Source organism: Sporosarcina saromensis (genome assembly GCF_033253735.1).
Classification (GTDB): domain Bacteria; phylum Bacillota; class Bacilli; order Bacillales_A; family Planococcaceae; genus Sporosarcina; species Sporosarcina saromensis.
The window spans coordinates 213,596-238,000 of the sequence record NZ_JAUBDI010000003.1; the positions used below are offsets into that span (position 1 = coordinate 213,596).

General features: G+C 42.7%; 22 protein-coding genes. 21 read left to right on the forward strand and 1 reads right to left on the reverse strand.

Annotated elements, in window-relative coordinates:
• Nucleotides 1–2 precede the first annotated feature (2 nt).
• The 5 genes from fabG to QT711_RS05510 all read left to right on the forward strand — a co-directional run bounded on the left by fabG (nt 3) and on the right by QT711_RS05510 (nt 5,167).
• Nucleotides 3–743 (forward strand): 3-oxoacyl-ACP reductase FabG, encoded by a 741-nt coding sequence (fabG, locus tag QT711_RS05490; protein WP_317942508.1) that lies wholly within the window; start codon nt 3–5, stop codon nt 741–743.
• Between the two features lie 17 nt (nt 744–760).
• Complete coding sequence (locus QT711_RS05495) at nt 761–2,236, forward strand: class I adenylate-forming enzyme family protein (protein WP_317942509.1); 1,476 nt, start codon at nt 761–763, stop codon at nt 2,234–2,236.
• A gap of 173 nt (nt 2,237–2,409) precedes the next feature.
• A complete protein-coding gene (locus QT711_RS05500) occupies nt 2,410–2,664 on the forward strand; it encodes a hypothetical protein (RefSeq protein WP_317942510.1) in 255 nt (84 codons plus the stop codon).
• Nucleotides 2,665–2,829: 165 nt separating this feature from the next.
• Nucleotides 2,830–3,534 (forward strand): gamma-glutamyl-gamma-aminobutyrate hydrolase family protein, encoded by a 705-nt coding sequence (locus QT711_RS05505; RefSeq protein ID WP_317942511.1) that lies wholly within the window; start codon nt 2,830–2,832, stop codon nt 3,532–3,534.
• A 28-nt stretch (nt 3,535–3,562) separates the two neighbouring features.
• The gene (locus QT711_RS05510; RefSeq protein ID WP_317942512.1) at nt 3,563–5,167 is read left to right on the forward strand and encodes a gamma-glutamyltransferase family protein; all 1,605 of its coding nucleotides are present in this window, start codon (nt 3,563–3,565) and stop codon (nt 5,165–5,167) included.
• A gap of 270 nt (nt 5,168–5,437) precedes the next feature.
• Here the strand turns inward: QT711_RS05510 and QT711_RS05515 are convergent, their stop codons facing one another.
• Entirely contained in the window at nt 5,438–7,420 is a 1,983-nt protein-coding gene (locus QT711_RS05515; RefSeq protein ID WP_317942513.1) for a methyl-accepting chemotaxis protein, read from the reverse strand.
• Nucleotides 7,421–7,682: 262 nt separating this feature from the next.
• Here QT711_RS05515 and flaG point away from each other — a divergent pair, with 262 nt between their 5' ends.
• From flaG to QT711_RS05595, 16 genes are all read left to right on the forward strand, one after another.
• Complete coding sequence (gene flaG, locus QT711_RS05520; protein WP_317942514.1) at nt 7,683–8,051, forward strand: flagellar protein FlaG; 369 nt, start codon at nt 7,683–7,685, stop codon at nt 8,049–8,051.
• A 12-nt stretch (nt 8,052–8,063) separates the two neighbouring features.
• Nucleotides 8,064–9,539, forward strand: a complete 1,476-nt coding sequence (locus tag QT711_RS05525) for a flagellar hook-associated protein 2 (RefSeq protein ID WP_317942515.1) — start codon at nt 8,064–8,066, stop codon at nt 9,537–9,539.
• A gap of 62 nt (nt 9,540–9,601) precedes the next feature.
• Nucleotides 9,602–10,003 carry a flagellar export chaperone FliS gene (fliS, locus tag QT711_RS05530; RefSeq protein WP_317942516.1) on the forward strand — a complete coding sequence of 134 codons (402 nt, stop codon included), beginning with the start codon at nt 9,602–9,604 and terminating at the stop codon, nt 10,001–10,003.
• A gap of 29 nt (nt 10,004–10,032) precedes the next feature.
• The gene (locus tag QT711_RS05535) at nt 10,033–10,353 is read left to right on the forward strand and encodes a hypothetical protein (RefSeq protein ID WP_317942517.1); all 321 of its coding nucleotides are present in this window, start codon (nt 10,033–10,035) and stop codon (nt 10,351–10,353) included.
• A gap of 167 nt (nt 10,354–10,520) precedes the next feature.
• Complete coding sequence (locus QT711_RS05540) at nt 10,521–12,002, forward strand: methyl-accepting chemotaxis protein (RefSeq protein WP_317942518.1); 1,482 nt, start codon at nt 10,521–10,523, stop codon at nt 12,000–12,002.
• A gap of 37 nt (nt 12,003–12,039) precedes the next feature.
• Nucleotides 12,040–12,420: a PilZ domain-containing protein gene (locus tag QT711_RS05545; RefSeq protein ID WP_317942519.1), complete on the forward strand. Its 381-nt coding sequence runs from the start codon at nt 12,040–12,042 to the stop codon at nt 12,418–12,420.
• Between the two features lie 129 nt (nt 12,421–12,549).
• A complete protein-coding gene (gene hpf, locus QT711_RS05550; RefSeq protein WP_317942520.1) occupies nt 12,550–13,113 on the forward strand; it encodes a ribosome hibernation-promoting factor, HPF/YfiA family in 564 nt (187 codons plus the stop codon).
• Between the two features lie 192 nt (nt 13,114–13,305).
• Complete coding sequence (gene secA, locus QT711_RS05555; protein WP_317942618.1) at nt 13,306–15,813, forward strand: preprotein translocase subunit SecA; 2,508 nt, start codon at nt 13,306–13,308, stop codon at nt 15,811–15,813.
• Nucleotides 15,814–15,905: 92 nt separating this feature from the next.
• A protein-coding gene (gene prfB / locus QT711_RS05560) for a peptide chain release factor 2 (protein WP_317942619.1) occupies nt 15,906–17,007 on the forward strand; the annotation gives its coding sequence in 2 pieces (ribosomal slippage) (nt 15,906–15,977 and nt 15,979–17,007; 1,101 coding nt in all).
• Between the two features lie 234 nt (nt 17,008–17,241).
• Nucleotides 17,242–17,568, forward strand: a complete 327-nt coding sequence (gene cccB, locus QT711_RS05565; RefSeq protein ID WP_317942521.1) for a cytochrome c551 — start codon at nt 17,242–17,244, stop codon at nt 17,566–17,568.
• Between the two features lie 580 nt (nt 17,569–18,148).
• Nucleotides 18,149–18,835 carry a cell division ATP-binding protein FtsE gene (ftsE, locus tag QT711_RS05570; RefSeq protein WP_317942522.1) on the forward strand — a complete coding sequence of 229 codons (687 nt, stop codon included), beginning with the start codon at nt 18,149–18,151 and terminating at the stop codon, nt 18,833–18,835.
• Nucleotides 18,825–19,709 carry a permease-like cell division protein FtsX gene (gene ftsX, locus QT711_RS05575; protein ID WP_317942523.1) on the forward strand — a complete coding sequence of 295 codons (885 nt, stop codon included), beginning with the start codon at nt 18,825–18,827 and terminating at the stop codon, nt 19,707–19,709. Before ftsE ends, ftsX begins: the two co-directional genes overlap by 11 nt.
• Before the next feature lie 70 nt (nt 19,710–19,779).
• On the forward strand, nt 19,780–21,066 hold the full coding sequence (locus tag QT711_RS05580; RefSeq protein ID WP_317942524.1) for a murein hydrolase activator EnvC family protein: 1,287 nt from the start codon (nt 19,780–19,782) through the stop codon (nt 21,064–21,066).
• A gap of 468 nt (nt 21,067–21,534) precedes the next feature.
• Nucleotides 21,535–22,194, forward strand: coding sequence for a hypothetical protein (locus QT711_RS05585; RefSeq protein ID WP_317942525.1), 660 nt, complete (start codon nt 21,535–21,537; stop codon nt 22,192–22,194).
• Entirely contained in the window at nt 22,187–22,783 is a 597-nt protein-coding gene (locus QT711_RS05590) for a peroxiredoxin family protein (RefSeq protein ID WP_317942526.1), read from the forward strand. Before QT711_RS05585 ends, QT711_RS05590 begins: the two co-directional genes overlap by 8 nt.
• Nucleotides 22,784–22,854: 71 nt before the next feature.
• Entirely contained in the window at nt 22,855–24,297 is a 1,443-nt protein-coding gene (locus QT711_RS05595; RefSeq protein WP_317942527.1) for a S41 family peptidase, read from the forward strand.
• The last annotated feature ends 108 nt before the right edge of the window (nt 24,298–24,405 follow it).

The window sequence follows — 24,405 nt, forward strand, 5'->3', positions numbered from 1 at the left end:
ACATGCGACTACAAGGGAAAGTAGCAATTATTACAGGTGGTGCAAACGGAATCGGCCTTGCTGCTTGTCAAAGGTTCGCTGAAGAAGGGGCTTCTGTCATGATGGCAGATTTTGATGAAACAGCTGGGACGGAACAAGTTGCGGCTTGTAAGGAAAAGGGCTATGACGTAACGTTTTGCCAAGTGAATGTAGTGGATCGCGACAGTGTCGCACGATTAGTGGAAGAAACGATTGCTCGCTTCGGCAAAATTGATGTGTTAATTAACAATGCGGGCATTACAAATGATGCAACATTGTTGAAAATGGATCCGGCAGATTTTCAACGCGTGCTGGATGTGAATTTGACAGGAGTTTTTAACTGCACGCAAGCGGTTGTTCCGAAAATGATTGAAGCGGGTGCAGGGAAAATCATTAATACGTCTTCTGTCAGTGGCGTCTATGGGAACTTCGGACAGACGAATTACGCGGCGACGAAAGCGGCAGTCATCGGCATGACGAAAACGTGGGCAAAGGAATTTGGACGCAAGGGCATTAATGTCAATGCGGTCGCGCCTGGCTTTACTGCGACGGCAATGGTGAAGAAGATGCCTGAGAAAGTGATCGACCAAATGGCGTCTGCTGTTTCACTGCAACGACTTGGCAAGCCGGAAGACATTGCAAATGCGTATTTGTTTTTAGCAAGCAATGAATCGGATTATGTACATGGGCATGTGCTACACGTGGATGGCGGCATCATGATGTAATGGAAGGAGGAAGTCCAATGTTTCATACGTGTAACTGGATCATTGAAAGAACAGCGTTATCAACTGAACACATTGCTTTGATAGATATTCACACAGGTGAACGCGTGTCGTATGGCGTGTTACAAAATCGGATTGATCGATGGGCTTCCTTTTTCCATGCGAAAGGGTTCACGAAGGGTGAACGGATTGCTGTTTATTCACCGAATAAGCCTGAGTTGTTTGCCATTTTGTTTGCATGTGAGCAAGTCGGTTTAATCTACGTGCCATTGAACTGGCGATTGAGCCAAGCAGAGTTACAAGGTGTTTTGGACGATTGTAAACCGATTCTTACGCTATACGATGAGGGGTTCGAAGCCACCGTTCAACAGTTAAAGGTGAATGAGGCACATCGGTTAACGATCGTTGAGCAAGTGCCGAACACGAATGATTGGATCCCGCATGTACTTAATCAAGCTGAAGATCCGTGGATGATCATTTATACAGGCGGTACGACCGGTGCACCTAAAGGCGTCGTTCTCTCCTATTCAGCCATTAACTGGAATGCGTTAAATACAATTTCTACATGGGGATTAACAGAAAACGATGTGACGATCAATTACATGCCGTTGTTTCATACAGGTGGATTAAACGCATTAAGTATTCCTTTGTTCATGGCTGGTGGAACGGTTGCGATCGGCCACCAATTCGATGCCGAAGAAGCTTTACGTGCCACGAATCACTATGAAGCAACCATATCGTTGTTCGTGCCAACGATGTATCAAATGATGATGCAGACGGATTATTTCAAGCATGCTTCCTTTCCGACCATGGATTGTTTTCTATCGGGTGGAGCACCTTGTCCTGAAACCGTCTATCGTGCATTCCATAAAAAAGGATTGTGTTTTAAAGAAGGATACGGTTTGACTGAGGCAGGGCCGAACAACTTTTTCATCCGACCGGAAGATGCTGCTCGAAAAATTGGTTCGGTCGGCAAGAGCATGCTTTTTAACGAGACAGTTGTGCGAGATGAGAAGGGTAACCGTTGTGCTCCCGGTGAGATTGGTGAACTTTTCGTGAAAGGGCCACACATGTTCAGTGGTTATTGGAACAATCCCACGCAAACGTCAGAAACGATTCAAAATGGCTGGATACGGACGGGTGATTTGGCAAAAGTGGATGCAGACGGTGATACATATATTGTCGGCCGAAAAAAAGATATGATTATTACAGGCGGTGAAAACGTCTATCCACAAGAAGTCGAACAGTGTTTGATCACTTTTGATGGAATTCGGGAAGTGGCTGTAGTTGGGATGTCAGATGACGTCTGGGGCGAAAAAGTCGTCGCATTCGTGGCTGTTTATGATGAGGTGGAAGTTGACCGAGAATCGCTCTTGTCGCATTGCAAACATAAATTGGCTGCATACAAGATTCCAAAAGAAGTTATCGTCGTACCCGAATTGCCGAAAACCCATGTCGGGAAAATCAATAAAAGTGAGTTGCTTGCACGGTTGTGAAGCGCATGTCTATTTGTCAGTAGCCCTAAATGGTTACTGGCAATTTTATGTCTGGATGTGCCAATGAAATAGGATGGCTTGTATGGTATCCTTATGCTAATTGCTGTCGACATGAACGAGGATGGAAACAATATAGAATAGTAATATCAAATCGGAAAATTGGAGTGATAAAGATGAATCCCAATAACGAAAATACAATTATGCAAGCAATCATGGAATTATCCGGTCAACTGAAAGAGATGAAATTGGAGTTGATTGGGGAAATGCAAGCGATTAGACAAGATTTGAACAGGGTGGAGGAAAGACTTAGCCAAGATGTGAAAGAACTAGATGAAAAGGTTGACCTCGTTGATGCAAAACTGGATGTATTATCTAAAGCATTGATAACGACGCAAGCGGATGTTCTTCGATTAAAACAAGCGAAATAAATCGAATAGAAACTGCAACTACTTCTACCATTTGTCCTCGTGCCAATGGTATTTTTTTAGCTAAAATAAATTGATTAAATGTTCGAATGGTTTACAATATAAGATACAACGATGAATAGTCTACTAGGGAGGGCTGCTCGTTTTTTAGTAAAAGGGGGAAAGTGTGTGAAGCCGATCATTGGGGTGACGACGGATGTGGATAATGCGGGAAACCACCTGACGAATGCGAGCTATATTGACGCGATTCTAAAAGCGGGAGGGGTACCAATTATCCTGCCGACTGGAATTGATCGAGATGTGCAACAGCTTTGCAACATGTTGGATGGTTTGCTATTGACGGGCGGAGGAGATGTCGATCCCGTCCATTTGGGTGAAGATCCCCATCCGAAATTAGGTGAGGTAACGCCTGAACGTGATTCTGTTGAATTGTTGCTAGCGCGGCAATTCTTGAATGCGAATAAACCGATTCTTGGAATTTGCCGGGGAATGCAATTGTTAAATATCGTTTTTGGCGGCGGGATTTATCAAGACATGCAAGCGCAGTATGACAAACCGTTACTCCAACATATACAGCAGTCAAAAAGGTGGTTTACTTCACATGAAGTGAAAGTGACACGGCAAACGAAGTTCCATGCGATTGTAGGAATGGATGTTATTCGAGTCAACTCTTTTCATCATCAAGCGGTTAAAGATATTGGTCGACCGCTCGTTGTATCGGCAATTGCAAATGATGGCATTGTTGAAGTGATTGAAAGTACAGCGCATGCATTTGTCATCGGGGTTCAATGGCATCCTGAAATGCTAATGATGAAGGGAGACGTTTATTCTAACCGTTTGTTCGATGCATTTGTGCGAGCGTGTAAAAAGTAGATTTGTAGACAACTTGGGGGAATGCATTATGGACTATTTATACAATCCGTTTCAAACGACTCGGCATGCAGCATTTGCAAGAAGAGGAATGGTGGCGACGTCTCAACCACTCGCTGCACAAGCAGGCATTGAAATAATGCGACGTGGCGGCAATGCAATTGACGCAGCGATCGCGACAGCTGCGACGTTGACCGTTGTAGAACCAACGTCTAACGGAATTGGCGGGGATGCGTTTGCACTCGTTTGGATGAAAGATCAGTTATATGGATTAAACGCATCTGGACCCGCGCCTGAATTACTCACAGTGGAAGCTGTGATAGCAGCTGGTCACGAGAAAATTCCCACGTATGGTGTTGTGCCCATTACCGTACCAGGCGTTCCCGCAGCATGGGCGGAACTTTCGAGCAAGTTTGGTAGGCTTTCTTTGTTAGAGACATTGGAGCCTGCCATCCGCTATGCGGAAGAAGGTTTTCCGTTAACGCCGATTCTCGGGAAGTATTGGGAAATTGCTTATCACAAATTCAAAAATGCGTGTAATGGTTCAGAATTTGAGGCGTGGTTTAATACGTTTGCACCAAATGGACGTGCTCCTCAAACGGGGGAGATTTGGCGTTCGCCCGATCACGCGAAAACATTACATGCAATTGGAGAGACGAATGCTAACGCATTTTATCATGGACATCTTGCGGATGAAATTGATGCTTTCATGCAACAGCACGGAGGGTTTTTGCGCAAAAGAGACTTGGCGAATTACAAAGTTGAGTGGGTTAAACCGCTTTCGGTGAACTACAAAGGGTATGACGTATGGGAGATGCCGCCGAATGGGCAAGGAATGATTACGTTAATGGCGCTCAATATCTTTTCTGAAATGAACCCCGCTGTCCCGAATGACGTGCGCTCGTTACATGAACAAATTGAAGCGATGAAACTCGCCTTTATTGATGGGAAAGCCTTCATATCCGAAGAGACAGACATGCCTGTTTCGGTTAAGACGTTATTGTCACAGGCATATGCAAAACGGCGAGCTGCCGAAATTTCGGAGCGTGCGTCAATTCCGGCTCCCTATGATTTACCAAAAGGAGGAACAGTCTATTTAGCGACAGCTGACGGGGAAGGGAATATGGTATCGTTCATCCAATCAAATTACATGGGATTTGGTTCTGGCGTTGTCGTACCGGGAACAGGTATTGCGCTGCAAAACCGTGCCGTCGATTTTTCGCTTGAACCGGATCATCCGAATGTGTTGAAACCAGGCAAACGTTCCTATAACACGATTATTCCGGGGTTCTTATCGAAAGACGGACAAGCAATCGGACCGTTTGGCATCATGGGTGGATTCATGCAACCACAAGGTCATTTCCAAGTGATCATTAATACGCTGGACTACCAGTTGAATCCGCAAGCGACGCTGGATGCACCAAGGTGGCAATGGGTAAAAGAGAACGTGGTGCATGTTGAACCGAACTTCCCGAACCATTTGGCGCAAGCATTGACGCGCCTCGGCCACCAAGTCGTCCCGACACTCGATAGCGGATCGTTCGGCAGAGGGCAAATCATTTGGCGGAATCCTGAAACAGGCGTCCTGTCTGGAGGTACTGAATCCAGAACGGACGGCGCAATTGCTGTTTGGTAATAAATGCATATGAAAAACGCCTGGCGACAGAGTTTGACTTGTCGCGCAGGCGTTTTTTTTGTTTGGGTTTTTCCAAGTTGTATGAGTGTGTTTGTGTTATTCGATCGAATTCACAATTTATTCGATTGGATACGCAAAGTTATCGGTCAAGTTCACAAAGTTATCGGTCAAGTTCACAAAGTTATCGCCGAATCGGGACCTTCCGACTAGCAAAAATGCATGGCTTCCTCGCAAAGAACACTCCTCAACACTCCAATTGCCACTCATCCATCAAATCTTAAACTGTCGAATCGTCTTCGTTAGTTCTTCACTCAGATCCGTCAGTGTTTCTGCGGCTTCTGTAACGGATTGAATTGCCCGTAACTGTTCGTCTGTTGAGGCACTCACTTCTTCACAGGCGGCAGCCGTTTGCTGAGATGTTGCGGCCATCGTTTGAACGATGAGGGCGACGTCGTCTTTGTTTTGTGTCACTTTGTTAATTTCCTGTGTAACGGAATTAATAGATGCTTGCATGTCTTCCATTAATACTGTTAGTTCTTTAAAAGAAGCTTCCGTTTCTTCTACAACTTTCCCTTGGTTGCGGAATGTCTCGATAGTTTCCGTCATTTCAGTGGAAACGAGTTTCGATTCGTTTTGAAGTTCTGTAACCGTTACTTTGACATCTTCTGTCGCAGCTGCAGATTGTTCGGCTAGTTTACGAACTTCCTCTGCAACAACTGCAAACCCTTTGCCGTGTTCTCCAGCCCGGGCTGCTTCGATGCTGGCATTCAAAGCGAGCAAGTTTGTTTGAGATGAAATGTCAGTAATCGTTTCCATCACCCCACCAATCGCTTTCACTTTTTCACCAAGTGTCGCAATGGATTCGCTCATGGTTTGGAGTTTTAAGCCTGAAGAAGTAAACGTCTCTTTCAGTTCAGCCATCTGTTGTTGACCGTTCGCGTTCATTGTTCCAGTCTGCTGTGCGATGCCCGTCATTTCATCTGCACGGTTATTGATATCATTAATTTGACTACCTAGATGTTCAGTGCGCTCCGATACCATTTCAGAATCCTCCGCTGACTTAGCCGCACCTTCTGCAATTTCTGTCACGGCATGTGCCACTTGTGAGCTGGAAGCGTTCGTCTCTTCAGCAACGGCACTTAAATTCTCAGAGTTTGAACGGACTTGATCAGCTGAAGTGCTCACAACTGTAAGTATGCCTTTCATATTGGCAATCATCGTATTGAAATTGTCTCCGAGTTGCCCAATTTCATCTTTCGATTGAATATCCGACGTTACAGTCAAATCGCCTTTTGCCACGGTATCCATCAGCGTTTTAAGTTTACCAATCGGTTTAATCATTCGAGAAATGACGAAGTACATTGCTACAGATACGATGATGATCGTAATTAACGATATAATGAGCATGGATGTACGAAGATCATTCGCCATTCCCATTAGCTTGTCTTTCTCATAAACTGCGATGACTTTCCATCCGAAGTCTGGAAGTGTCGTAAACACATCGACTTTATCAATTCCTTCTTCGTCTGTAAATTCAATATCGCCGTATTGATAGTCATATAACTTCTGAACATAAGGCGAATCCATTAAACTCTCACCGTTTTTAGTTGGGTGAGATAAAGCTACTCCATCATTATCTAATAAGATGGTGAAGCCTTCGAAAGGCAATTTGTTTTTATTCAACTCGGTGGTCAGTTCAGTTAATAAAATATCGACACCAACAACACCAACAATTGAGCCATTTTGTTGCACAGCGTGAGATGCGGTAATGACAAATTCTCCTGTAGAGCTATCAATATAGGCGTTTGACCAGTGGACTTCATTTGGAGAAGCCATCGCTTCTGTAAACCACAACCGTTCATTTACATTCAGGTTGCTCGTGTCCGCTGCTGGATAGATGGTAATTGAATTTGATGGGGTTGCAAAATACGCGGATGATGCATCTGAATAGATTGCTTGGAAACTTTTCAATTCATTTACAAGATTTGTCTGTTTGGCGATCTCTTCCTCGTTTGCTGTAGAAGATTGAACAATCTCCGAATTTGCGAGCTGTCCAATTCCTTTAGCGTACTGCTCAAAATAATTTTCGATGGAACTACCAGCTTGTTGGATCGTGGACTCGCTCATGCTGATCACGCGTTCCACTGATCTTTTCTTCACTTGATCATTGGTCATGTAAACCATTAGAAAAATTCCAAGAAGAAAAAGTAAAATTGCTGTAATAATGATTTTCGTGCGAATGGATTTAAACATGAAGGACTTCCTTTCTATACATATGTACATATGGTTCTTCGGTAGAATATGTGTAATGTTAACATGCAATATTTACTAAATTGTTTACAATGAAAATACATAACTGTTTAGATTAAGGTGAAAGCTAGAATTCTTTTTTACATACAGTCGTTTATTGAGTGAATGAAAACGGGTTGTTTTTATCGTTTTTTCACTCAACAACTGAAACGGTTAGCCGATAAAGATAGTAATGGAGTGCTCACAAACGGGGAGGTTGACGTGTATGGTAAGTCGAATTGGGGGAAGTACTGGACCGCAACAAGCAGGAGCAATTGTGGATAGTACATTGTCAGAAGCTACTATAAAAGTTTCTGAAGTACAGGCGATTCCGCAACAAACTGAACAGCCGGCAGAAGACAAACAATTGCCGATTGAAAAAGCACAACAAATGACAGATAGTATGAATAAATTCTTGGAAAGTGCGAACACCCAACTGCGATTCAAGTTGCATAACGAACTGAATGAATATTATGTAACGATTGTCGATGCGAAGACAGACGAAGTGGTCCGAGAAATTCCTTCAAAAAAATTGATGGACATGCATGCAGCGATGAAGGAATTTGTCGGATTACTCATAGACCGCAAAATCTGAGGAGGATGAACAATGCGAATTAGTGGATTAGCAACAGGTATGGATACCGAACAAATTATTAAGGATATGATGACAGCTCATCGAATTCCATTAGATAAAATAACGCAAAAGAAACAATACTTACAGTGGCAACTAGACGACTACCGCAGCATGAACCGTAATTTGCGTGACACCGCTTATAAAGTAACTGATACGATGGGCCGTCAAGCGACGTTCATGCAGAAGACAGTGAGTATTTCAAATCCAGATGCTGTGGGGATTAAAGGATTAAGTGCAAATGCTGAATTTGCAGGAACAATTGAAATTAGCCAATTAGCTAAACAAGCTACTTATCAGGGTAGAGATAAAGATAGAGTGTTTGCTGAAGATGCAGATTTATCTAAAAAGCTTAGCGAACTAAATATTACTGGTGTCCAAAAAATTTCAATTACTGCACCAGGTAAAAATGGAGTTATCGAGACAAAGGAAGTTGAAATAGATACAGATCAGCATACTATTCAATCCGCTTTAGATAAGATTTCAAAAGAGACAGGAGTAACTGCTTTTTACGATCAACACACCGGGAAAATTGCAATGACTTCAAAGGAAAGCGGAAAAGGAGATATAACTGTATCGGGTGATTTTTCTGTATCAATTAAATTAGATGGAGGTACAGGAGTTCCTGGTCAAAACGCACAATTCACCTTCAACGGCCTAACAACCGAGCGCTCTTCGAACACATTCAACATCAACGGCTTCGAAGTGAACTTGAAACAAGTCACAACAGGACCAGTCACATTCAGCTCGGCACCTGACACAGACAAGATTTTAGAATCAGTCGTGAAATTTGTTGATGATTATAATAAACTGATTGATGAGCTGCATACGAAAATTCGTGAACCGAAGTACCGTAATTTCCAACCGCTTTCAGATGAACAGAAGAAAGAGATGAAGGAAAAAGAAATTGAACTGTGGGAAGAGAAGGCGAAGAGTGGTACGCTTCGTAATGACCCGACAGTAGCAAGTATGTTGACAGAACTGCGTCAAATGATGAGCAGTTCCGTTACGATGTCGGATGGTACAAAGATTAGTTTAAAAGATATTGGTATTGAACCGATTAAAGATTTTAAGGAAAATGGTAAGCTGAAGATTGATGAAGATAAGTTAAGAAAAGCAATCAGTGAAAATCCGAACCAAGTGTATGAAGTGTTTGGCAAGCCTGCTAAAGATGCCGACAAAGGCGGAATCGCGGCTCAATTCCGTAAGACGGTCGATAATACGATTTCAGTTATCTCTCAAAAGGCCGGGTCGACTGGGTCAGTAAGTGATTCGTTTACATTAGGGCGTACGATGAAGAGTATGGACAAGCAAATTGAACGCTTTGAAGATCGATTGAAAATGACGGAAGACCGTTTGTGGCGCCAGTTTACGGCAATGGAACGTGCAATCCAACGTGCAAATGCGCAATCTGCAAGTTTGATGGGTGCTTTTGGTGGCGGCGGCATGTAAGAACGGCTTAGGTGATTGCTACTTGATTTTTGGCAAACCAATAAAAGGAGTTTTTAAAGAGCATGGCAATGAATAATCCATATGCAACGTATCAGAACAATTCGGTGAATACGTCGACTCCGGGAGAATTGACGCTGCTGTTATACAACGGATGCTTGAAATTCATTCAACAAGCAAAAAAGGCATTGGAAGCGGGCAATATTGAAGAGAAAAATACAGCTACGCAAAAAGCCCAAGCGATCGTGTCAGAATTGATGGTGACTTTGGATCAATCCGTCGCAATTTCGGAAAACATGATGGTCCTTTATGAATTTGTGAACCATCGTCTGTTAGAAGGGAACATAAAGAATGACCCTGTTCTTTATGATGAAGCGGCGAGTATCATTACGGAGTTTCGGGATACGTGGAAACAAGTTATTCAAATCAATCGTACAAAGCAGTACGGGAAAATGGATGAAGTATGATTCGCGCATCACTGCTCCGTTGGCAGGAAGTGTCCCGACAAATTCTGACGGTTTCCGCGAATACGAGTGAAGAACAACGAGATGACGCGATTGAGAAAATCTCTAATTTGTTGGATGAACGTGACAGGTTACAAGCTGACATTTCACCACCGTTTACACAAGCGGAAGATGAATTAGGGCAATCTCTTATGCAACTCGAAAAGCAAGTGGTGCAAGCTTTAGAACGGTACAAACAAACGATTCGTTCATCCATTACAGCGACACAATCGAAAAAAGAACATGTGAAAAGCTACGTCAATCCTTACGCGAACGTATCGCGTGATGGGACGTTCTACGATACGAAATCCTAAACGAAACCGACCATTTTTTGGTCGGTTTTTTAAATTGAGGAAAACCTCCTATGTGAATGAACATTCATTAATGCTACGATGTACATAAAACTAATTGACTAGTGAATGTATCGTGAATAGGCAGAAAAAATAAAATGTTAGTCGGCGATTCAAAGGGGGAAAAGAAATTGGAAACAGCAAATGTGGACCACATGATTCAACAGCAATTTGCAAAGAAAAATTTTATATTGTTTGTAACATTAGGCGGCTCCAGCTTACTTGGAACAATTTTTTATTTTTTGACGGGACAAGACACGATGAAAACACTGAGTATGACCATTCCGCTTGTCATGTCGATACTACTTTACGGATTTGCTTTGAAAGTGTATTGGGTTGAAAGGCTTTTTCCGTGGTTGCTCATCGGACTGTCTACATTCGCAGCACTATTTAATGGAATTGTCGGTGACCCATCGATAGCGACAGCGGGCATCGCATTTTTCATAGCGGGTATTGCAAGTGTCCATGCATCCATGCGAATCATGTCGTATGGATTCATTTTGTCTTTATCCATTATGTTTGTATTTTTAACGAAGTATCCGTATCAAGAGCAGATTTCGACGAGTAAAGGGGCAATTTTATTACCACTCGTTTTAATGGCAATTGGTTTGCTCGTTCAAATTAAGCAAACGAAAAAACTGGAACACAAAGTCCATCTTTTCACTGAACAACAAGCTGAACGTGTAGCTACAGAAGAGCAAAAACACCGTAGTTTGACGATGGAAGTCGAACAGGTTGCTGCGGATTTAGAGTCCATTGGTCACACCGCTAGTCGTCATCATGCATCCCAAAAAGAATTGTTGACAATCATGAATTCCATTGCTGTCGGTGTTGAGCAAGAGGCTGAGCAAATTGGCCGAATTGCACAGCATGCAAAACGTGCAAAGACAGACGTAGCTAATATGCGTGTGGAAACGCGTGCCATGTATGATGAAGCGGTAGCAATACGAACAGCGTCAGATGATGTTGTCGAACTGATGCGCACAGTGCAAAACGGGATGACAGAAGTGGACCGCTTGTTAGTTGAATTGGATCGTGCATTTCATGTATTATCAGCGAACATCGAGCAGACCAATGGATTGGCAAAAGCAATTGCCGCCATAACGGATCAAACGAATCTCCTTGCGCTTAACGCTTCTATTGAAGCTGCTCGCGCAGGAATACATGGCAAGGGCTTTGCGGTTGTAGCAGGAGAAATTCGAAAACTTGCCCATATGACTGCTGGTACGCTTGATGAAATTAATCAAAACTTAAGTGACGTCAACAAGATGAACGCTACATCTCAACAAACGTTGGCCGCTAGTTCGGACAGTTTAAAAGCACAAGGGGTACTAACATCTGAAGCGGAGCATAAAATTCAACAAATGCACTCGGTCTTGGATCAATTCCATGTACAATTTCAACAGTTCGATGTGAAAATGAAAGTGATTACTGATGAAACTTCCGATATCGGTGAGATGACAATCAACTTTGCGGATTTGCTTGCTCAGTCGAGTGCATCACTTGAAGAAGTGAATGCAACTGTGCACACTGCAGTTGAAGATAATGAACAAATCATTAGCACGTTAGAGGGAACAATGAAACGGACAAAAGCATTGGTTACTATTCGATAAAGTTGGTTTCATTTGGTATAATAAAGAGGAAGATTGGATGAAAAGTGAGGTACGGGATATGTACTATAAACGACACGAATATTTTAGGTATGAATTCAACGAGCCGTTGGAAGCAAACTTTAAAATGCTCTTGGCCGAAGGGGCGTTTGAATCCAATCCGGGGTTGTGCCGATTAGTGGATATAAGCCCAGGTGGTTGCAAAATGCTCACCAATTACGAATTTCCTGACGTTCGTGGCGCCGTTCATTTACGATTGACGTGCACACTATTTAAAGAACCATTGACGATTGATGGGCAAATTGTATGGAAAAAGAAAGACAAGGAAGGCTATCAATATGGAATGGACTTTATTGAAAATCCGCTGATGGAAAAATTGATTGTCGATGAATTAAAGTTGCGCAGACAATCAGAAAAATAAAACGGCAATAACCAAATGTGATTCATTTCGTCACATTCCGACAAGATTTTAATTTTCCTTCAAAAAAAGAAGGAGATTGAAATAGATATGTAGAAGTATACAGTAAGGTTAAACAAAGGAGGAGTTCATATGCTAGACTTTAACATCCGAGGGGAAAACCTTGAGGTAACTCCGGCAATTCGTGAGTACGTCGAGAAAAAGGTTCAAAAGCTTGAACGATACTTCACAGAGGGCGCGAATGCTACGGCCCACGTCAACCTGAAAGTGTATAATGACCGGCAGACTAAAGTGGAAATCACAATTCCTATGAAAAATTTGACACTCCGTGCAGAGGAACGACATGATGATATGTACGCTGCAATCGACTTGATTGTCGACAAATTGGAACGTCAAATCCGTAAATACAAAACGAGAGTAAACCGTAAGTTTCGTGAGCGTGAAGGTGTAGCTGCCTTCCTACAATCGGTGGAAAAAGAGAAGAATGTGCAAGAGGAAGCTGTGCATGATGAGGCTGAGTTCCAAGTTGTTCGCACAAAGCAATTTGACTTGAAACCGATGGACCAAGAGGAAGCAATCCTTCAAATGAATATGCTCGGTCATAGCTTCTTCATCTTTACAGATGCAGAGTCAGACGGCACACAAATCGTTTACAAACGCCGCGACGGAAAATACGGCTTGATTGAAACAAACTAATAAGGTTAACCCCTTTCCCTGGAGCAATCCAGGGTTTTTTATGTTCAATTAACGATTACATGTAATTGGAGCAGGTTGGAAAATTATTGTACAAAAAGGATTCCTCTATTTTACAAAAAGTGCACGGACTATTTGCACCGCGCTTTTTACAATGCTAAAATGGAGGGTGAACTTAATGAGGATGTGACTTGTATGCTTGGCGTATTGAATAAAATGTTTGATCCGAATAAGAGAGATTTAAAACGATTAGAAAAAATAGCTGATTCAGTAGAAGCGCTTGCAGGCGAGATGGAGCAATTGTCTGATGAACAGCTTGCTGCAAAAACAGCTGAGTTTAAAGAACGTGTTGCCAATGGTGAGACATTGGATGCGATTCAACCGGAGGCATTTGCAGTTGTTCGTGAAGCGGCAAAACGCGTGCTAGGGATGTATCCGTTCCGCGTCCAATTGATGGGTGCGGCCGCATTGCACGAAGGGAATATTGCAGAGATGAAGACCGGGGAAGGGAAGACGCTGACGTCGACACTTTCCGTTTATTTGAATGCGCTTGAAGCAAAAGGTGTACATGTTGTTACGGTGAACGAATACTTGGCGAGCCGAGATGCAAATGAGATGGGGCAGTTGTTTGAGTTCCTCGGATTGTCAGTAGGGTTGAACTTGAACAGTTTGTCCAAAGAAGAAAAACGTGAAGCGTATGCAGCTGATATTACGTATACGACGAACAACGAACTTGGATTTGATTATTTACGAGACAATATGGTCTTGTATGAAGAGCATAAAGTGCAACGTCCGCTCCATTATGCGGTCATTGACGAAGTCGATTCCATTTTAATCGATGAAGCACGAACACCGTTAATTATTTCAGGACAGGCGGCGAAATCGGCTGAGCTTTATCGATTGGCGAATCGTTTTGTCACAACGTTGAAGAAGGAAGAAGATTATTCGTATGACGAGTCGACGAAAGGTGTCGTCTTAACGGAAGCTGGAATTGAGAAAGCTGAAAAAGCGTTTGGCATCGAGAACTTGTTTGACTTAAAACATGTCACGCTGAATCATGCGATTAATCAATCGTTAAAGGCACATGCTAGTATGCATATTGATGTGGACTATGTCGTTCAAGAAGGCGAAGTCGTCATTGTCGATTCATTCACAGGTCGATTAATGAAAGGTCGTCGGTATAGTGATGGATTGCACCAAGCGATTGAAGCGAAAGAAGGTTTGGAAGTCCAAAATGAAACGATGACTTTGGCAACGATTACGTTCCAAAACTTTTTCCGGATGTATGATAAGTTGTCTGGGATGACCGGTACAGCGAAGACGGAAGAGGAAGAGTTCCGCAATATTTACAACATGAATGTCATTGCAGTGCCTACAAACCGTCCGATTGCGCGTGATGACCGTCCAGATCTGATTTATGCATCAATGGATGGGAAATATAAAGCAGTTGCTGAAGATATCCGCGAACGCCATAAAAATGGACAACCCGTCCTTGTCGGTACGGTTGCAATTGAGACTTCTGAAATCATTTCTAATTTCTTGAAAAAATATGGCATTCCACACAATGTCTTAAACGCGAAAAACCATGGACGAGAAGCTGAGATCATTTTGGAAGCGGGTCAACGTGGAGCAGTTACGATTGCAACGAACATGGCCGGCCGTGGTACAGATATTAAACTTGGCGAAGGTGTTCAAGAAGTTGGCGGACTAGCTGTTATCGGTACAGAGCGCCATGAATCGCGCCGGATTGATAATCAGTTACGTGGTCGTTCCGGTCGTCAAGGTGACCCAGGGGTGACACAATTCTATCTTTCTCTTGAAGATGAGTTGATGCGCCGTTTCGGTTCCGAGCAAATGAAAGGCATGATGACGAAGCTCGGAATGGACGATACAACCCCAATCCAATCGAAAATGGTTTCACGCTCCGTTGAATCTGCTCAAAAGCGTGTGGAAGGGAACAACTTTGATTCCCGGAAGCGGTTGTTGCAATATGACGATGTATTGCGTCAACAACGTGAAATCATTTATAAAGAACGGAATGAAGTGCTCGCGTCTGACAATATCCGTGAGGTGTTGGAAGGCATGTTGACGAGTGTCATCGAACGTGTTGTTGCGATGCACGCACCGGATGAGAAAGATGCAGAGTGGAAATTAAAAGGACTCGAAGATTTCCTCGGTGCCAATTTGTTACCGGAAGGTGCATTGACGGCAGCGGATATGGAAGGGAAATCTGAAGAGGAATTAAATAAATTGATTCACGATGCAGTCATTGAACGATATAATGAGAAAGAAGCGGAAATGTCCGAAGAGCGGATGCGCGAGTTTGAAAAAGTTGTCTTGCTTCGGGCAATTGATTCGAAATGGACGGATCATATCGATGCAATGGACCAGTTGCGTCATGGGATTCATTTGCGTGCATACGGTCAAACCGATCCACTTCGTGCGTACCAGTCGGAAGGCTTCGCGATGTTTGAAGACATGGTAACAGCAATCGAAAATGATGCTTCGAAATATGTCATGAAAGCAGAAATTCGCAACAACCTTGAACGTGAGGAAGTGGCGAAAGGGCAAGCGGTGAATCCGAAAGAAGACGGTGAAAAAGTGACGAAAAAGCCGGTTCGTCGTGCCGTTAATATTGGACGTAACGATCCGTGTCCTTGCGGCAGTGGCAAAAAGTACAAAAATTGTCATGGCAAGGCGTAAATGCCATGTAAAAAAGCAAAACTTGACTTCCCATCAGTGGCTCCGTCTGCTGATGGAAGTTTCATTTTTATTTTCAGGAGGAAACAACAATGATGGAATTATCCGATGTACGTAATGAGCTTGACAAAACAGCTAAGAAATTAGCGGACTTTAGGGGGTCTCTTTGACTTAGAAAACAAAGAGGCACGAATCCAAGAATTAGACGAAATAATGTTGGAACCGAGTTTTTGGGATAGCCAAGATACTGCACAGAAAGTAATTGCAGAGTCAAATGCCCTTAAAGATACAGTCGGCGAATTCAATGAGTTGAACAGTACACAGGAAAACCTGGAAATGACACTTGAGTTGCTTCGTGAAGAAAACGACGAAGATTTACAAGAAGAATTATTTGCAGAGTTGAAAAGCTTTAAAAAGAAAATGGAAGATTTCGATCTCCAAATGCTGTTAAGCGATGAGTACGATAAAAACAATGCGATTTTGGAAATTCATTCTGGTGCTGGTGGTACAGAGTCACAGGACTGGGCTTCCATGTTGTTGCGCATGTATACACGTTGGTCTGAAGATCAAGGCTTCAAAGTGGAAACCCTTGACTATCAAGCGGGCGATGAAGCAGGCGTGAAGTCTGTAACGGTATCCATTAAAGGCCACAACGCTTATGGCTACTTGAAAGCAGAAAAAGGCGTCCATCGTCTTGTCCGTATTTCTCCGTTCGATTCATCCGGAAGACGTCATACATCGTTCTCATCTGTTGAAGTGATGCCAGAGTTTGACGGTGATGTAGACGTTGAATTAAAGATGGAAGACGTCAAAGTGGATACGTATCGTTCAAGTGGTGCAGGTGGACAGCACGTCAATACGACCGATTCTGCGGTACGGATGACGCATATTCCAACAGGTGCCATTGTAACGTGTCAAACGGAGCGTTCCCAAATTAAAAACCGTGAGCGTGCAATTAACCTATTGAAGGCGAAGATTTACCAACTTCGTTTGGAAGAAGAAGAAGCACGCTTATTGGAAATCCGTGGAGAGCAAAAAGAAATTGGTTGGGGAAGTCAAATCCGCTCGTACGTTTTCCATCCGTATTCCATGGTAAAAGATCACCGTACGAACGAAGAGACTGGAAATGTCGGTGCTGTCATGGATGGCGAAATCGATATTTTCATCAATGCGTATTTACGTTCTCGAATTGCATAATGAAATGGAAAAAACACACCTCGGTGTGTTTTTTTCATTTCATGTTTGAAATAAGTAAAGATGTGTATAGTAAAAGGTAAAGGCGACCTGGAATTGTACCTACTTAAAATGGGAAACAATGCGAAATGTCACCAATTTGATAAAATTGGATGCTTGGCTTGGCAGTGTACCTTTCCACTCCTTTGGTATACTAAGGGATGTAGCATAGTGAATATTGGATAGGAGGAAAAGAAGATGAAAAGCAAACTTTTAGCAGCACTTTTCGGCGCAACACTTGTCCTCGGTGCATGTGGCGGCGGAGACAAAGCGGACGACGGTGGCAATGGTGACACAGCAGCTGGTATTGACGCGGATAAAGTTTACCAAGCAAACTGTGCAAGTTGTCATGGGGGTAACCTTGAAGGACGCGGAAGTGCTCCTTCTTTAGCGAATGTTGGTTCTACACATTCTGAAGAGGAAATTCACGATATTATCCAAAATGGACAAGGCGGCATGCCACCAGGATTAATCCAAGGTGAAGAATTGGAAGCTGTAGCAAAATGGCTAGCTGAAAAGAAATAATTTTGATAAAAGCGCAATGGGTGCAAGGCAACCCGTTGCGTTTTTTTGCGTGGTGGGGTTGATGAGAATTGCGATACGAGGGCCTTATGTTGTGATGCGGAGAGAGAGTATTGCGATACGAAGACTTTATGTTGTGATACGAAGCGATAGCGTTATGATGCGGGGGAGCTTTGTGAAAGACCACAATATGACGCGATTACACGGAAGAGCTTTATCTTGTCAAGTGTTGCAGGCACAATGTATGGATTGCTTTACTACGTGAGCCTTATCGTACAAAATACTTATGTATTAAAACGTGGGTAAATTTTATTGAGATTCCATCAAACAGTAGAAAGTTGACGTGAATACTATTACGAAAACATTACGTGGAAAATTCGTTCATCCGCTGGAAAGTTCTCGGTCATTCCTAGCAATTCTAGATGCCGTGCATAATCGACTTTTTGTAGTAAAATTCAAAAATCTAGCAAACGATGTCGAACCAAATGAAACATATCTGTAATACTAAGGAAGCAATGACATGTTATAATGAGATTGTTGGTGAAAAAAATGAGGTAGTAAATAATATTCAGGTGGTTTTTACATGATTGTGATGAAAGATGTATATAAGAAATACCCGAATGGTGTCATGGCAGCAAATGGCATCAATGTTGAAATTGGCCGTGGCGAGTTTGTGTACGTTGTCGGACCAAGTGGGGCGGGAAAATCGACGTTCATCAAAATGATGTATCGTGAGGAAGTTCCCACTAGTGGAGATATATTTATAAATGGCATCAATCTTGCAACGCTACGCAATAAGCGAGTGCCGCATTTAAGACGGCAAATTGGTGTAGTTTTTCAAGATTTTAAACTTTTACCGAAATTGAATGTTTACGAGAATGTAGCGTTTGCGCTTGAAGTAATCGAAGAAACGCCCAAGCAAATACGAAAAAAAGTGAATGATGTGCTTGCGCTTGTTGGCTTAACGCAAAAAGCGCGCATGTTTCCAAATGAATTATCAGGCGGGGAGCAACAACGCGTTTCAATTGCACGCTCGATTGTTAACGTTCCGAAAGTGGTCATTGCAGACGAACCTACTGGAAACCTTGACCCGGATACGTCATGGGACATTATGAAGATATTTGAACAAATTAATGCGCGCGGAACGACGATTGTTATGGCGACGCACAACAAAGAAATTGTCAACACGATCAGACACCGTGTCATTGCGGTTGAAGGTGGAATGATCACGAGAGACGAAAGTGAAGGAGTATACGGTTATGAAAGCTAGGACAGCGGGGCGACATGTTAGGGAAAGTTTGAAAAGCCTTGGTCGGAACAGCTGGATGACGTTTGCTTCGGTTAGTGCTGTAACGGTTACATTGTTACTTGTTGGTGTGTTCATCGTCATCATGATGAACTTAAATCAGTTAGCAGACAATCTTGAAAATGATGTTGAAATTAAAGTGATTGCCGATCCGGCTGCGAATGAAGAACAAGTGAAGAAATTGGAAAAAGAAGTTATTAAAACACCGGGTGTCGCGGAAGTCGTTTATTCTTCGAGAGACCAGGAATTAGATAAGATGATTAAATCTTTTGGCGATGAATTGAATTTGTACAAGCAAAGTAATCCTTTAGGGGACGCATTTTACGTCCGTGCAGAGGATCCTCACCAAACAGCAGCGATTGCTAAGAAAATCGATACATACGATAACATCTATCAAGTCGAGTATGGTGAAGGAAAAATTGATAAATTATTTAATGTGTTAACGATGAGCAGGAATATTGGGCTTGCGCTCATTCTAGCCTTGCTGTTCACTGCGATGTTCTTAATTTCGAACACGATCCGTCTCACAATCGTTGCGAGAGGACGAGAAATTGAGATTATGAAACTTGTAGGGGCGACTAACGGTTTTGTCCGCATTCCGTTCGTATTAGAAGGGGTTTGGCTTGGAGTATTAGGATCCATCATTCCAATGGCGGTTATCTCCTTCTCATATTACGAACTGTACGCACAGTGGGAGCCGAGGTTGCAAAACGAATTATTCCAACTGTTAAGTGCAACGCCGTTCATCTTGCAAGTGAATGCATTGCTGCTCTTTATGGGTGTGTTCATCGGAGTATGGGGAAGTTTCATGTCCGTACGCAAGTTCCTAAGAGCGTAATTGTCTATAAAACAATGTTATTACAATGAGAAGTGACTGTGCCGATTGTAATGAAGGGGGAAAAGAGAAGTTGAAGAAGAACCGATTCATGATGGCAGGTGTAATTGCTGTACTTCTTTTATCATCGATTGTTGGAACAACCGAAGCGCTAGCCAATACTTTAGATGATTTGAAGAAAGAACAGAAACAGAATAACCAAAAGAAATCAGATTTAAAATCATCCATCCAAACAAAAGACAATGCGATTAAAGCGACGAAAACAGAAATTCAAAAATTTCTAGATCAGATTTCCAAGCTGAATAAAGAAATAGAAGAAACGAACGCAAACATTAATCGTGTAATTGACAATATCAATAAGACGAATGAAGAAATCGAAGCACTTCGTGCATCCATTAAAGATTTGGAAAAGAAAATCGCTGAGCGTGATGAAGTGTTAAGAGAACGTGTACGTGCCATGCAAGTGAAGGGCGGAAAAGTGAGCTATGTCGATGTGTTACTCGGAGCAAACAGTTTTGCCGATTTCATCGACCGCTTCTCTGCAGTTACAACGTTAATGGACGCGGATCGTGATATTATGCGTAAGCAAAAAGAAGATATGGACCAACTTGAAGCTGAAAAAGCACTTGTTGAAAAGAAATTAGCGGAGCTACAAGATAACAAAGCGCAACTCGAGAAGTTAAAAGCTGGACTTGAAGCGAAGAAGCAAGAAAAGAATAAAGTCATCGACCAATTGGAAGCTGAACAAGAAAGACTGTCGAAGGAAAAGAAGAGTTTAGAAGAAGACTATCATGAAGCGATTGAAGTCGAAGCAGAGCTCGAAAAGAAAGTCATTGCAGAGCAAAAACGTATTGCTGAAATCGCTCGAAAAGAAGCAGAACGCAAACGCAAAGAACAGGAAGCTGCCCAAGCAGGGAAACCAGGTTCATTGCCTAACGTATCGAGTGGCTTTTGGACAAAACCAGCGAATGGTAGGTATTCATCTTCATTTGGTTGGAGAGTCCATCCAATCTATGGAACGAAAAAGCAGCACCGTGGAGCGGATTTAGCAGCTCCGATCGGTACACCAGTTGTCGCAGCGGGTGATGGTGTTGTCAACTATGCTGGTAAAATGGGTGGTTACGGGAATGTCATCATGATTACGCATTCCAATAACGGCAACATTTTCACAACGGTGTATGCACATCTATCTCAAATTAATGTAAGTGTTGGACAAGTTGTCGATAAAGGCGGCAGAATTGGCGCAGTCGGGAATACGGGTGCATCAACAGGTCCTCACCTTCATTTTGAGATGCATATTGGAAACTGGACAGCATCTGGTCCGAGTGCAGTAAATCCATTACGTTATGTGTCGTTTTAAGTTGTAGTTGATTCAATAAAGTCGATATCTAATCCGCATGAAAGCAAGTAATCAATACTTGACTTTCATGCGGATTATTATATGGAAAAGTCAATCATTCGGACATTGTCAAACTTAATTCGTATACCATAAAAGAGAGTAGATTTTCAATGAATCTGGCAGTGCTTTCAATTAATTAGATGTTAAAATACTGGTTGAAAACGTGAGGGGTGAAAAAAGATTTCCAAGCGTTCTTGGCGAAAGTGCAAGGAAAGTAATCGTCCATTATTTCAATGAGTAAAGTGAGATGAACTTGCTTCCTAGGTGAGCGAGTTCATCTTTTTGCATGACGAAATACTTATTTTCAATAAATGTGACGAGAATATGAAAACGGCTTGTTATAAATCCTCATCTTGTAGGCACTTTTCTAGCAATAAGAAAAGAATTCCGATACCATAGCCCGTATATGGAGTAAAGGAGTTTACGCGAATGCCAGTAACGGAATATTATTTGATCGGTAGTATAACAGTGCCCTCGAATTGGGTGGCACTCATCGTCGGCTTTCTCGTTGCATATATTGCTATTCGAAAAAGGTATGGCAAACAGCTAGCTGAGCGCTTCAGTGATGCGGTGTTTTACATAATCATCATTTGGAAACTATCGGTCGTAATTACAGATTTCAGTACAGTCATCAAAGCGCCTATGGCCATTGTGTATTTTAATGGTGGGATGATTGGTTTTTGTCTCGGATTGGTATTTGTAGCATTACGACTTCTGCTAGATGTGCGAAAAGAACGATTGGATATTTCGGGTGTCATTGGTTTGTTTATGGGAGCGGTCGTTGTCCAAGCGGTGTATCAAGTAATGATGGCGCTATTGAATGATGGCGGTTTAGTGCCTAAAATCGTAACGGCAATCGGCTTTCTTAGTTTGGTCGTTTACCTATGGATTGTGGCTAAGAAGACGGAGGAAAACAGTATTTTACTGCCGATACTGTTCATGGCAGTACACTTCTTCGTCGCAACTCTACAGCCTAGAGGGTTAACAGATTCGTCGTTTTTCGTCAGTATGTCTATTGGATTATTTTTTATTGCCTTATTTTGGAGAATGAATGCAAAAGTGATGAAACGGAGGGAATCCTTTGAATAAGAAAGTAATTGGGTATGTAATTGCCGCTTTAGTCATTGGCTCGATGGTTGTCATTATGATTAATAATACGGTGAAAAAGCCGGAGCCGGTGGATACGTCTGGTGTGATTGTGGATAAGCAGGATGGCGGTTCGAGTGATGTATCTGAAGCGCAAACTGGGATTGAGCAAGGAAATTTGCCACCGGATTTTGAGTTGACGACATTGGCTGGAGAACAAGTGAAACTGTCAGAGTTGAAGGGTAAGAAAGTAGTCTTGAATTTCTGGGCAACGTGGTGCCCGCCATGTAAAGCCGAAATGCCGCATATGGAAAATTACTATAACAATAACAAAGATAAAGAAAATGTTGAGATTCTAGCTGTGAACTTGACGAACAGTGAGAAAGGCGAAAAAGATGTTCAAAATTTCATTGATGCGTATAACATTACGTTCCCAATTCCTTTGGATGAACAAGGTATTGTCGGTGAAACGTATCAAGCTTTCCAAATTCCTACAACGTATATGTTGAATACGGATGGTACGATTGCGCATAAGATCGTTGGACCGATGGATGAAGCAATCATGGAACAGTTAGTACAAGATTTAGATTAATAATTGCCGGATTTCTGTTGTCGTATCGACCGCACTCTGTTCATATAGTGAATGGAGGAGGGAAGGTATCGATGCGCAGAAGCCGGTTTTTTTTATTCGCCTTATTAGCAGTGTTGGCGACAGGCGTATTTCTAGTGTTGGATGGATGCTCGGTCAGTGATAAGAAAAGTGCTGACACGGTCATGCCGGGCTCGTTTCCAGTCATTGACGAGGCGTATAGCATTATTCAGGAGAATGCAGTATACCCGGTCGAAGGGGACATGCTCGTTGAAGGTGCGTTAAGGGGGATGGCAGATGTCATAGGGGATCCGTATTCGACGTATTTGTCGGAGGAGGAGGCTGCATCTCACAAGGAATCATTGGCAGGAGAGAGAGTCGGGATTGGTGCTGAAATTACCCGTTCAGGTGGAAAATATATTATCGTTTCACCAATTAAAGGATCTCCTGCTGAAAAAGCTGGACTTCAGCCGTATGATGAAATTGTCCGTATTAACGGAGAGGCGTTAGGTGGCTTAAAGTTACAAGAAGTCGTGAAGAAGATTCGTGGCAAGGAAGGCTCGGCGTTGGAATTGACGATTTATCGTCCTGACTTAAATAAGCATCTTGAATTGAAAGTAGTTCGGGAAGTCATTCCTGTGAAAACAGTATCTGCTGAACTGATGGAAGTAAGGGGCGAAAAAATTGGTTACATAGCTCTGACAATGTTTGGCGATGAAACAGCGGATGAATGGAAGAAAGCGACCGACAAAGTGATTAAAGAAGGCGCGGAGGCACTCATTATTGATGTGCGTGGCAATCCAGGTGGATACTTGCGCGCTGTCGGTGAGGTTGCAGGGAGTTTATTGGCGGATGATACGGTTTTTGCCTATATGCAAAATGTCAAAGGGGAATTGACGCCACTCGTTGTAGAGCCGTCTGAAAAGTTTTCGTTTGACGGAAAGTTAAAAACGATGCCGGTTGTTTTATTGCAAGATAAAGGGAGTGCATCGGCAAGTGAAGTGTTAAGTGGGGCATTGAAAGATTTACGCCGCGGTTTCATTATTGGTGATGTGAGTTTTGGTAAAGGGACCGTGCAAGATACGATGGAGTTGTCAAATGGTGGAGAGATGAAGTTGTCCACGCACAAATGGCTGACGCCGAAAGAGACATGGATTCATGGGAAGGGTGTCAACGTTGATTTGGCATCTGAGCAAGACAAATTGTTTACAGAGCATATCCGATTCTCTACCGATGTGTATGCGGAAGGCGATTATCATGAGGATATATCCTATGCTCAGCGGTTGCTCAGTGGGTTAGGGTATTCAGTTGGCAGGGATGATGGCTATTTTGATGAATCGACCGTTGAAGCTGTACGTGCATTTAGAATGGAAGCGAAAGTGTCTGAAGAAAATATTATGGATCGGAAGTTTTTTACGGCATTGCGTGAGAAAGTGGAAAGTTACCGGAAAGATAAGGAGAATGACAAGCAGTTGCAAGTTGCTATTGGGTATGTGCATCATTTGTTAAGTGAATGATTGATAGATTAGGCGCTCGTTTGAGAGGACGGGTGCTTTTTTGTTGTTTTTGGATATGGGGTGATTTCGGTGGTTATGCCGTGTTTTACGAAGTTATGAGCCGTTTGA